This window comes from Nocardia neocaledoniensis, from assembly GCF_029868625.1.
GTDB classification, from domain to species: Bacteria; Actinomycetota; Actinomycetes; order Mycobacteriales; family Mycobacteriaceae; genus Nocardia; species Nocardia neocaledoniensis_A.
In genome coordinates, this window is record NZ_JARWOJ010000054.1 from 1 (window position 1) to 11,101 (window position 11,101).

The window sequence follows — 11,101 nt, forward strand, 5'->3', positions numbered from 1 at the left end:
CCCCCCGGGGGCGCGGCCGCCCCCCCGCCCCCCCGGGGGCCCCCCCCCGCCCCCCGCCCTGGGGGGGCGCCCCGCCGGCGCGGGGGGGGCGGGGGCGGGGCGCGCGGGCGCCCCCCGCCGGCCCCCCCCCCCGGGGACACCTCAGATCGAGCCGGTGCTGAGGAAGCCGAGGAGGTCGTGGCGGGTGATGACGCCGACGGGCTTGCCGTCTTCGACGACCATCAGGGCGTCGGAGTCCGAGAGTGCCTTGGTGGCCGTCGAGAGGGGCTCGCCGGAACCGATCAGCGGGAACGACGGACTCATGTGCTGGGCCACCGAGTCGGTGAGCTGGGCGCGGCCCTCGAACACGGCCGAGAGCAGATCGCGCTCGGTGACGCTGCCCGCCACCTCGCCCGCCATCACCGGCGGCTCGGCGCCGACGACCGGCATCTGCGAGACGCCGTACTCGCGCAGGATCTCGATGGCGTCGCGCAGGGTCTCCGACGGGTGGGTGTGCACCAGGTCGGGCAGGGCGCCGGACTTGCCGCGCAGCACGTCACCGACCAGCGGCTCCGGCCCGGCCTCGAGCGGGGTGGTGAGGAAGCCGTAGGAACTCATCCACTTGTCGTTGAAGATCTTCGACAGGTAGCCGCGGCCACCGTCGGGCAGCAGCACCACGACCACGGCGTCGGGATCGCGCCGGGCCACCTCGATCGCGGCGACCACGGCCATGCCGCAGGAGCCGCCGACCAGCAGGCCCTCCTCGCGGGCCAGCCGCCGGGTCATCTCGAAGGAGTCGGCGTCGGAGACGGCGATGATCTCGTCGGGAACGCTCGGGTCGTAGGCGGAGGGCCAGAAGTCCTCGCCGACACCCTCGACCAGGTACGGGCGACCGGTGCCGCCGGAGTACACCGAGCCCTCCGGATCGGCGCCGACGATCTTCACCTTCCCGCCCGAGACCTCCTTGAGGTAGCGGCCGGTGCCGGTGATGGTGCCGCCGGTGCCGACACCGGCGACGAAGTGGGTGATCTTGCCCTCGGTGTCGGCCCAGATCTCGGGACCGGTGGTCTCGTAGTGGCTGTCCGGGCCGCCGGGGTTGGCGTACTGGTTCGGCTTCCACGCGCCCTCGATCTCGCGGACCAGGCGATCGGAGACGTTGTAGTAGCTGTCCGGGTGCTCCGGCGGCACGGCGGTCGGGCACACCACGACCTCGGCGCCGTAGGCACGCAGCACGTTGCGCTTGTCCTCGCTGACCTTGTCCGGGCAGACGAACACGCACTTGTAGCCGCGCTGCTGGGCCACCAGCGCGAGGCCGACACCGGTGTTCCCCGAGGTCGGCTCGACGATGGTGCCGCCCGGCTTGAGCAGGCCCTCCTCCTCGGCGGCGTCGATCATCTTGACCGCGATGCGGTCCTTGGAGCTACCGCCCGGGTTGAGGTATTCGATCTTCGCGGCGACCAGGCCCGCGTTCGGGCCGACCACCGAGTTCAGCCGAACCAGGGGCGTGTTGCCGATGAGGTCGACGACATGATCCGCGATGCGCATAGGGTCCATCGTTGCAGAGGCGTAGCTCGTCGGCACGACCTGGTCGGATCCTGTGAGCAGTGGCACCGCCGCCGACTGCCCGCTCACCGGTCCGGTGCCTGCTGTCGTGCCGATTCGCGTCGTAGAATTTTCGGATGTGAGCGCACCTCGAATCAGCTGGCGAACCGCCGTGGTCACCGGCGCCACCACCGTGCTCGCCGGATCGGGTGCCGGCACCGTCTCGTGGGCCACGTATCGATTACTGATGACGCAGGCCGGGGCGGCCAGAGCCGTCATCGGACGCGACACCTCGAAACCGCCGGAGGCCGACGGCGTGTACGCGCCGGGCGCGCAGATCCCCGAACCGTGGCGCAAGGGCGTGCCGAGCGACCTGCATCTGATGATCTTCGGCGACTCCACCGCCGCCGGGCTCGGCTGCCTGAGCGCGTCCGATGTGCCGGGCGTGCGGGTGGCCAGGGGCCTCGCCGATGCCACCGGCCTGCGGATCCGGCTCAGCACCAAGGCGATCTCCGGCGCCACCTCCAAGGGCCTGGCCGGGCAGGTCGACGCGATGTTCGTCGCCGGGCCGCCGCCGGACGCCGCGGTGATCCTGGTCGGCGGGAACGACATCACCAAGAAGCACTCCATCCGCGCCTCGGCACGCAGGCTCGCCGCCGCCGTCTCGCGGCTGCGCGAGGCCGACGCGCTCGTCGTCGTCGGGACCTGTCCGAACCTGGGCACCGTCACCGCCATTCCGCAGCCGCTGCGGACGGTGGTCGCGAACTGGAGCGTGCGCCTGGCCAAGGCGCAGACCGTGGCGACCACCATCGCCGGCGGTATCCCGGTGGCGATGGGCTCGCCGTTGGTCGCCTCGGAGTTCCGCGCCGCCCCCGAGATCCTCTTCGCGACCGACGGATTCCATCCGTCCGCGGCGGGGTACGAATTGGCGGCGGCTCAGCTGCTGCCCGTCCTCGTCGAAGCGGTGCAGACCCGCCCTGGTCTTCCCGTCGCGCACGGCGAGACGTAGATTCCAGAAAGACCGGCTTGTGAACGCCGTTCACTGAACCATCCGAAAAGGAGTCCTCATGCCCGAGGCCGTAATCGTCTCCGTTGCCCGCTCTCCCATCGGCCGTGCCGTGAAGGGGTCCCTCGCGGGTATGCGTCCGGACGACCTGACCGCACAGATGGTGCGCGCGGCGCTGGCCAAGGTCCCCGCGCTCGACGCGAGCACGATCAACGACATCATGCTCGGCACCGGCTCCCCGGCGGGTGAGGGCGGCTTCGGCATGGCCCGCAACGTCGCCGTGCAGCTGGGCCTGGACACCGTGCCCGGCACCACCGTGCAGCGCTACTGTGCGTCCTCGCTGCAGACCACCCGGATGGCCTTCCACGCGATCAAGGCCGGCGAGGGCGACGTGTTCATCTCCGCCGGTGTGGAGACCGTCTCGCGCTACGCCAAGGGTTCGGCCGACAGCTGGCCCGACACCAAGAACCCCGAGTTCGCGCAGGCCGAGGCCCGCACCAAGGAGACCGCCGAGGGCGGCAAGGGCCAGTGGCACGACCCGCGCGAGGACGGCCTGCTGCCCGACGTCTACATCCCGATGGGCCAGACCGCCGAGAACGTCGCCACCCTGACCGGCATCTCCCGCGAGGACCAGGACCACTGGGGCGTGCGCTCGCAGAACCGCGCCGAGGAGGCCATCAAGAACGGCTTCTTCGAGCGGGAGATCACCCCGGTGACCCTGCCCGACGGCACCGTCGTCAGCAAGGACGACGGCCCGCGCGCCGGCGTCACCTACGAGGCGGTCAGCCAGCTGAAGCCGGTCTTCCGTCCCGACGGCACCGTCACCGCCGGTAACTGCTGCCCGCTCAACGACGGCGCGGCCGCCCTGGTCATCATGAGCGACACCAAGGCCAAGGAGCTGGGCCTGACCCCGCTGGCCCGCATCGTCTCCACCGGCGTGTCCGGCCTGTCGCCGGAGATCATGGGCCTCGGCCCGGTCGAGGCCGTCACCCGGGCGCTGGCCATCGCGGGCAAGTCGGTCTCCGACATCGACCTGTTCGAGATCAACGAGGCCTTCGCCGTGCAGGTGCTCGGCTCGGCCCGCGAGCTGAAGATCGACGAGGACAAGCTCAACGTCTCCGGCGGCGCGATCGCGCTGGGCCACCCGTTCGGCATGACCGGTGCCCGCATCACCGCGACCCTGCTGAACAACCTGCAGACCTACGACAAGCAGTTCGGCGTGGAGACCATGTGCGTCGGCGGCGGCCAGGGCATGGCGCTGGTCATCGAGCGCCTGAGCTGAGTCACGCTCCCCCTGAGCCGGCGGTCCACCCTCTGGTGGGCCGCCGGTTCCGTGTCGGGGAACGCTCAGCCGTCGTAGGACACGTGCGGTGTCCAGTCCGGCTCGGGCCTGGTCACCGCGGCCCACATGGCCTCGGCGATCGGCTGCGGCGAGAACGGGCCGGTCGCGGCCAGCAGACCGTTGATCTGCACGGCGACCGCGCGGATTCCCGCGGGGGCGAGGGTCGCGTCGAGACTGGTGACGAGATTGCGAACCCCGGCCTTCTGAACGCCGAGGGAGGCGGCGCCGTGCCAGGGCTTGTCGGCGGCGGCACTGCCGGTGACGAGAACGCGGGCCCCGCTCGCGAAGAACGGACGCGCGGCTTGGACCGCGGGTAACAACGCGCCGACCCCGAGCATGACGTCGTCGAGCAACTCGGCGGCGGTGAGGTGCAACGGATCCTTCTCCCGCCACGCGCTGGGGTTGAAGTGCAGCACGTCGATCCGGCCGTGGCGCTCGCCCACGCCGGCGACCACCCGCGCGATGTCCTCGGCGTCGGTCAGGTCGAGGGGCGCGCCCTCGGCGGAAAGGCCGTCGACGGCGAGTGATTCGGCCAGGCCTGCGGCGTCGTCGGCGGTCCGGGCCGTCAGGACGGCGTGGTAGCCCTCGCGGGCGAATCGACGTGCGACACCGGCCCCGAGTCCCGGGCCGGCGCCGATGGCGAGGTGAACTGGGGTAGGCACCGTTTCAGGCTATCCAACCCGGCGCAGGTAGCGGGTCCGAGCGCACAGCACGGCGGCCCCGAGTACGAGACTCGGGGCCGCCGTGAAGAGTCGACTCAGTCGCGCTGGAAGTAGCTCAGCAGGCGCAGGATCTCGACGTAGAGCCAGACCAGGGTGACGGTCAGGCCGAGGGCGACGCCCCAGGCGGCCTTCTCCGGGGCCTGGGCGCGGATCAGCTGGTCGGCGGCGTCGAAGTCCAGCAGGAAGCTGAACGCGGCGATCGCGATGCAGACCAGGCTGAACACGATCGCCAGGACGCCACCGTCGCGCAGGCCGAAACCGCCGTCGGTGAAGAAGCTCGCGATCAGGTTGCCGACCATCAGGACCAGCACGCCGACCATGGCGCCGAGCAGCATGCGGGTGAAGCGCGGGGTGACCCGGATGGCGCCGGTCTTGTAGACGACGAGCATGCCGAAGAACACGCCGAACGTGCCGAGCACCGCCTGCCCGATCAGGGCGCTACCGCCGACACCGCCGAAGGTGACGTCGGTGAACATCAGCGACAGCGCGCCGAGGAACAGGCCCTCGAACGCCGCGTAGGACAGGACGATGGCCGGGTTGTCCATCTTGTTGCCGAAGCTCGCCACCAGGACCAGCACCAGGCCGATCAGGCCGCCGCCGATGACGAACAGCGGGGCCAGCGAGGGGTTCGCCGAGGACAGCGCGAACGAGACGATCGCCGTGACGGTCAGCACCGCGAGGGTGATGCCGGTCTTGGTGACCACGTCGTCGATGGTCATCGCGCGGGTCGCAGGGGCCTGCTGGAACTGCTGGCCGTACTGCTGCCCGTATTCGCCGTACTGCTGGTTGCCCAGCTGCCCGGCGCCGGCGACGCCCGAACCGAAGTTCGCGTAACCGCCGACACCCTCCTGGCGAGGTAAGTTCTTGAACACCGGATTCGATGAGGTACGCACCGTGCGCCTTTCTTGGAGTGAATAGTCGCTGTACAGCTCCAACTGCCCTGTTCAACGTGCCGTGATCGGACAAAGTTCCCGTCTTCGGGAGCCGTGCCCGGTCGGACAAATCGGACTCTACCGCGTTCGGCGGTCCCTATCGTTGTACGTCGCGCAGACCACGAACGGACCGCGTGACCGTGAACTTCTGGTTCCGCCCGATCACATCGGTGCGCCCGACCATCCGCTCGACGACGCCGCGATAGTTCAGGTGCGAGTTGTACACCGTCCACAGTTCGCCGCCGGGCCGCAGCACCCGGCCGGTCTCGGCGAACATCTTGATCGCCGAACCGGTGTGCACGGCGGCGCCGACGTGGAAGGGCGGATTGCACAGCACCAGGTCGGCACTGTTGTCCGCGGCCGAAGACATCGCGTCATCGCGCACCACGGTCACCCGATCCGCCACGCCGTTGGCGGCCGCGGTGGCCCTGGCGGAGGCGACCGCGGCGGCGGACTGATCGGTGCCGACGACGCGGATGCGCGGGCGTGACTTGGCCAGCGCCACCGCGAGGATGCCGGTGCCGCAGCCGAGGTCGATGGCCTCGCGGGCGTCGGGCTTCATCCGGTCCAGGTGTTCGAGCAGGAAGCGGGTGCCGATATCGAGTCGCGGGCCGGAGAACGCGGCGCCGTAGGCCAGCACGTCGCCGTCGATCTCGTCGATCCGTTCGGCCACCGGGAATCGCGACTCGCCCACCGGCAGCGGCTCGCCGACGACCAGCACCCGCGACTTCTGCCTGCCGCGCCCCGCGCGCACGCTGGCGAAGGACTCGGCGAGCACCTCGTTCATGGCCGGGGTGAGGTATTTGTCGCGGCCACCGGCGAACACCACGACGTCCGGCGCGGCGTAGCGCGCGATGGCCTCGGCCGTCTCGGCCAGGCCGGACAGCATTCGGGGTAGCCGCATCAGCACCACCCGCGCACCAGCCAGCAACCCGGCGTCGAGGCCGTGCGCGGTGTAGCGATCGGTGAGCCCGAGGTTCTTGGCGTTGCCAGCCAGCGCGAGTTCGCCGGTGAGCAGGTCCTGGTGCACGCGCAGGCCGGTGAGATCGTGGCGGGTGGCCGCGCCGAGGGTCAGCGCGCCGTACGCATCGCCGATCACCGCAACCTCACCGCTACCCGCCGCCGTCAGCGCGTCGACCGCGGTATCGAGGAGTAATCGGTCGGCCGCGTCGACGGCATAGAGGTTCGGCGCCTCCACGTCCGGGTACCGGCGCAGCCGGGTGAGTACGTCCTCGACTCTGTCCACGCGACAAGTGTGCTAGATCGTTGCCCCACCGTCACATCCGGCCCTGCGATCGGGCGGTGGCCTTGCTCACAGTGGGTAGTCGTGGCATGTATTCCGATGGGCACGAACAGCTTCCATCGATTTGCGACACCCTTGCAGATGAACCCGAATCCGCTGATCACGCCAATCCCGTTGTTTCCCAGCGCTTCGGCTGACGAGTCACCGGCCCCGACGCTTCCCCGACGCGCGGCGACCCGGGTCACATCGCGCGCGACGCGCCTATCAGCGGCCCCCTCCGGCCACGCCGGCGCCGAATCCACGGGTCCGGCCGCCGGCCCGAGCGCCAGCAAACTCACCGTAGCCCGAACACACCCCGCGCTCCTTCCGCCTCCCGAGCGGGCCCGCTGAGTACCATCAGTCACATGCGTAACGCTCTAGTGTTCGGCCTCGTCGCCATCGCCGCGTTGACGCTGTCCGGCTGCGGCTCCGACGGCGCGCCCGCCGCCACCCCGCCGCCGACCAGCACCACCAGCACCTTCACCGATGCCACCGGCGCGGCGCCACGCGACAACACGCCCAAGTCCGGCGACGCGTCGGCCGGTGCGGCGCTCACCGTCACCGATATCCGACTCGGCCACCATGAAGGGTTCGACCGGGTGGTCTTCACCCTCGGCGGCACCGGAACCCCCGGCTGGCAGGTCGAGTACACCGGCAGCGCCGTCCAGGACGGCAGCGGCAAGCCGGTCGAGGTGGACGGCAACTCGATCCTCGAGGTGCGCATCCTCGGCTCCGCGTACCCCTTCGACTCGACCGTTCCGCCGTACGCGGGCCCCGACCCGGTGACCGACCCGAGCGTGCCCGGCATCACGGGCGTGTACAAGGCGCTGGTCTACGAGGGCAGCACGCAGTCTTTCATCGGCGTCACCGCCGCCGAGCCCGCGTTCGCCGTCAGCACGCTGTCCAACCCCACCCGCCTGGTCGTCGACATCGCCAACGGGTGACTACCCGTACGGCGTGAGGGTATTGCGACCGCCGTGATCGCGCTGGTTAGACTGGTCGCCGTGACCAACCGGCCGCACCACCTCCGCGCCTCGGGCATCGCCCGGGCGCTCACGGTGCTGGTGCTGATGGCCGGAATCGTCGCCATGCACTCCGCGGTCTTCGGCACCGCCCACGCGGCGAGCGCCCATGCGGATCACGCCACGGGACCAACACCAGTCACGGAGACGGCCACGGGCACAGCCCAGTCCGGGCCGCTGCCCGTGATCGAGTCGACGGCCACCGGCGAGCACCAGCCGCATTCCGAATCGGCGCCCCAGACCGCGTCCGCGCGGACCGACACCGAGCCGACGCGCACGAACGCCATCCAGCCGGAGCACGTCGCCGACATGACTGCCACCCGGCTGGAACACTCCGCCGACAGCACCGGCACCGCCGTGAGCGAACCCGCCGCCGCACCGAGATCGGCGGAGCCCACCGCGCTGACCGCCGCCGGCGTGCTGCCGGTAGCCCTCCCGAGCACAACCGCTCCCGCCGAGGACCCGCACGCGGGTCCGGAATGCGGCACGGCGGGGTGCGGCGAACACGCGGCCGTGCATTCGTGCGTCTTCGTGCTGGTCGCGCTCGCCGCCGCCATGGCACTCGTCCTGCTGTACCGCCTCACCGATGACCTCGCCGCGATCGTCGCCGCGGCCGCGCGCCCATGGCGCGGCAGGCGCGAACGTCCGCCACCGTGGACGGTGCTCTCCCTCGCGCAACTGGCGATCCTGCGGATCTGACAGGTCAGCCGCCGACCGGACCCCCGGCGGCGGCCTGCTCTCGTCACCTCACCCCAGCATCCCCAGGAGGATCACCATGTTCATCACCCGTACCCGTGCCACCGTCGTCGCCCTCGCCGCCGCGAGCTCGTTGCTGCTCGCCGCGGGCTGTAGCGACGACAACTCCGACTCGGCCGCCCACCACTCCTCCACCACGGCGGCCGCGAGCCCGACCAGCGCGACGGCCGGCGTCCGCACCGACTTCAACGACGCCGACGTGACCTTCCTGCAGATGATGTACCCGCATCACGCGCAGGCCGTCGAGATGGCGAAGATGGTGCCGAGCCGCACCCAGAACCAGCAGCTCATCGCGCTCGCCGCGCAGGTCGAGCAGGCCCAGGCGCCGGAGATGCAGCAGATCACCGCCCTGCTGACCAGCTTCGGCAAGCCCGCGCCGACCACGGGCGGCGGACACGAGGGCCACGGCATGCCCGGCATGATGAGCGCCGAGCAGATGTCGGCGCTCGAGGCCGCCACCGGCGCCGAGTTCGACCGGCAGTGGCTGGAGATGATGATCGAGCACCACGAGGGCGCGGTCGACATGGCGAACACCGAGCTCGCCGGCGGCGTCAACCCGGAGTCCAAGCAGCTCGCGACGGCCATCGTGGCCGCCCAGGAGGCCGAGATCGGCACGATGCGCGGCATGCTCGGCCAGAACTGATCGCGTGCGGCGCCGGGACCACGGTTCCGGCGCCGCCCCCGGACGTCTCGGTTGATCATCGAAATCGCCGCCGCGAGCTGACGTCACCGGCGCGCAGCCAGTACGGTCGATATGTTCGGCTTCGGGCGCAAACCGGCGTCGGCTGTCGGTGAGGGAGGAGACAGACATGAGACAACGGGAACGAGTGGGGGTCGCCACCGCACTCGCGGCCGCGGCCACCGGCATGGTCCTGATCGGCGCCTGCACCAAGCAGGTACCCGGCGACGCCCAGGCCAACCAGTCCGACCTCGCGTCCTATACCTCCGAGGTGGCCGCGTCCTCAGCGGCGCGGGTGCAGAAGGCCAACGACGACGCCTGCGACGGCCTGCGCGCGGCCAACAAGAGCTCGGTCGCCTCGTTCAACGCCTACATCGAGGCCAGCAACAACCGGGCCCCCGACACCGACACCAAGGCGAACGAGGCGGTGACGACCTTGCGCAACAACGCCAAGGACTTCGCCCGCAAGCTCACCAACGACGTGGTCCCCGCGCTCTCGGAACCGTTGCGCGCCTACCGCGACAACACCAACACCCTCGCCGACACCCTCGAGCGCCGCGCGCCCACCGACGAACTCAACGGCGTGATCGACACGTTCAACGCGGCCAAGGACACCGCGATCGGCGTCTGCGAGCCCTACGGCAACTGACCCGCCGTAACAAGAACGTGACCGTTCACGATTCCCTCCCGGAAACTCTTTCTGGAGGGCGACGTGCACGGCTATTTGAAATACCTTGTGGCAGCGGCGATCACCGCACTGACGCTCTCGTCGGGCGCTCTGCTGCCCGGCCCGGCGCTGGCCGAACCGGTCACCGCCAAGCAGTGTGAGGTCAGCTCCGGGCGCACTCCCCAGTCGGCGACGCCCGCCGAAGCCGCGCTCGACCCCGACCGGCTGAGCGCGGCGATGCAGCTGGCGACGAACGCGACCCGCTTCAACATCCAGATCTATCGCAACAACTGCCTCGTCGGCGTCGGCCCGCGCAATGCCGAATCCGGTGGCGTGGCCTGGAATCTGTGGAGCGGCACCAAGAGCGTGGTCGCGCTCGTCGCCGGCCTCGCGGTGGACGACGGCCGCCTGCGCGTCGACGAACCGATCGGCGCCTACCTACCCGCGGGTCTGGGTGACGAGGCGCACCGGGCGATCACCGTGCGCAATCTGCTCACCGAGTCGTCCGGGATGGAGGTGGCGGTCGCCGCCGAGGGCGCGACCGGGCTGGCCGCGCTGGATCCCAATGTCGTCGCCCAGGCGCTGGCCATGCCGATCGAACGACCGCAGGGCACCATGTTCCGCTACAGCCAGCGCGCCGTCGACCTGCTGGTCTACGTGATCCAGCAGGCCGTCGGCGAGGACTTCCAGGCCTACGCTCAGCGAAAGCTGTTCGACCCCTTGGGGATCGCGCGCAGCGACTATTTCTGGGCGCGCGACCGCGCCGGAAACACCTACGGCCACGCACATCTCATCCTGCCGCCGGACGACTTCGCGAAAATCGGCCTGCTGGTAGGCAATCGAGGCAGGTGGAACGACCTGCAGGTGATCTCGGACGACTACATGCGCGCGGCCCTTTCACCCTCGGCGAGCATGCCCTGTTACGGCTTCCTGTTCGTGATCAACGGCGAACCCTGCCGGCTCGAGTTCCCCGGTCTGCCCTATGACGCGGTGAAGATCTCGGGCATGCTGCGCAACGACAGCTACATCGTGCCGAGCCTCGGCCTCATGGTGAACTGGACCGGGGGCGCGGCGCCCGGCGGCGCCCCCGACACCCACAACCAGATGCGCCCGCACGGCTCGGCCGGTGTCGATACGCAGGTGCCCGCTCCCCGCCCGGACCAGGAGCGGCC

Annotated in this window: 11 protein-coding genes; 7 read left to right on the forward strand and 4 right to left on the reverse strand. The window is 70.5% G+C overall.

The window, feature by feature from the left end; translation table 11 throughout:
- Positions 1 to 141: 141 nt before the first annotated feature.
- The gene (locus tag QH270_RS02980; RefSeq protein ID WP_280338775.1) at positions 142 to 1,524 is read right to left on the reverse strand and encodes a cystathionine beta-synthase; all 1,383 of its coding nucleotides are present in this window, start codon (positions 1,522 to 1,524) and stop codon (positions 142 to 144) included.
- 136 nt (positions 1,525 to 1,660) lie between these two features.
- Between QH270_RS02980 and QH270_RS02985 the strand changes: the two genes are divergently transcribed.
- Together QH270_RS02985 and QH270_RS02990 are read left to right on the forward strand one after the other, a co-directional pair.
- Positions 1,661 to 2,530 (forward strand): SGNH/GDSL hydrolase family protein, encoded by an 870-nt coding sequence (locus tag QH270_RS02985; RefSeq protein ID WP_280338776.1) that lies wholly within the window; start codon positions 1,661 to 1,663, stop codon positions 2,528 to 2,530.
- Between the two features lie 58 nt (positions 2,531 to 2,588).
- On the forward strand, positions 2,589 to 3,809 hold the full coding sequence (locus tag QH270_RS02990) for an acetyl-CoA C-acetyltransferase (RefSeq protein WP_280338777.1): 1,221 nt from the start codon (positions 2,589 to 2,591) through the stop codon (positions 3,807 to 3,809).
- A gap of 65 nt (positions 3,810 to 3,874) precedes the next feature.
- Here the strand turns inward: QH270_RS02990 and QH270_RS02995 are convergent, their stop codons facing one another.
- The 3 genes from QH270_RS02995 to QH270_RS03005 all read right to left on the reverse strand — a co-directional run bounded on the left by QH270_RS02995 (position 3,875) and on the right by QH270_RS03005 (position 6,769).
- Positions 3,875 to 4,531 (reverse strand): SDR family oxidoreductase, encoded by a 657-nt coding sequence (locus QH270_RS02995; protein ID WP_280338778.1) that lies wholly within the window; start codon positions 4,529 to 4,531, stop codon positions 3,875 to 3,877.
- Between the two features lie 95 nt (positions 4,532 to 4,626).
- Entirely contained in the window at positions 4,627 to 5,484 is an 858-nt protein-coding gene (locus QH270_RS03000) for a Bax inhibitor-1/YccA family protein (protein WP_280338779.1), read from the reverse strand.
- 136 nt (positions 5,485 to 5,620) lie between these two features.
- Positions 5,621 to 6,769, reverse strand: a complete 1,149-nt coding sequence (locus tag QH270_RS03005; protein WP_280338780.1) for a class I SAM-dependent methyltransferase — start codon at positions 6,767 to 6,769, stop codon at positions 5,621 to 5,623.
- A 401-nt stretch (positions 6,770 to 7,170) separates the two neighbouring features.
- Between QH270_RS03005 and QH270_RS03010 the strand changes: the two genes are divergently transcribed.
- From QH270_RS03010 to QH270_RS03030, 5 genes are all read left to right on the forward strand, one after another.
- The gene (locus tag QH270_RS03010; protein ID WP_280338781.1) at positions 7,171 to 7,749 is read left to right on the forward strand and encodes an AMIN-like domain-containing (lipo)protein; all 579 of its coding nucleotides are present in this window, start codon (positions 7,171 to 7,173) and stop codon (positions 7,747 to 7,749) included.
- 60 nt (positions 7,750 to 7,809) lie between these two features.
- The gene (locus tag QH270_RS03015) at positions 7,810 to 8,526 is read left to right on the forward strand and encodes a hypothetical protein (RefSeq protein ID WP_280338782.1); all 717 of its coding nucleotides are present in this window, start codon (positions 7,810 to 7,812) and stop codon (positions 8,524 to 8,526) included.
- A gap of 76 nt (positions 8,527 to 8,602) precedes the next feature.
- Complete coding sequence (locus QH270_RS03020) at positions 8,603 to 9,226, forward strand: DUF305 domain-containing protein (protein ID WP_280338783.1); 624 nt, start codon at positions 8,603 to 8,605, stop codon at positions 9,224 to 9,226.
- A gap of 166 nt (positions 9,227 to 9,392) precedes the next feature.
- Complete coding sequence (locus QH270_RS03025; protein ID WP_280338784.1) at positions 9,393 to 9,911, forward strand: hypothetical protein; 519 nt, start codon at positions 9,393 to 9,395, stop codon at positions 9,909 to 9,911.
- A gap of 63 nt (positions 9,912 to 9,974) precedes the next feature.
- A partial coding sequence (locus tag QH270_RS03030) for a serine hydrolase domain-containing protein (protein WP_280338785.1) occupies positions 9,975 to 11,101 on the forward strand: 1,127 nt, incomplete at its 3' end.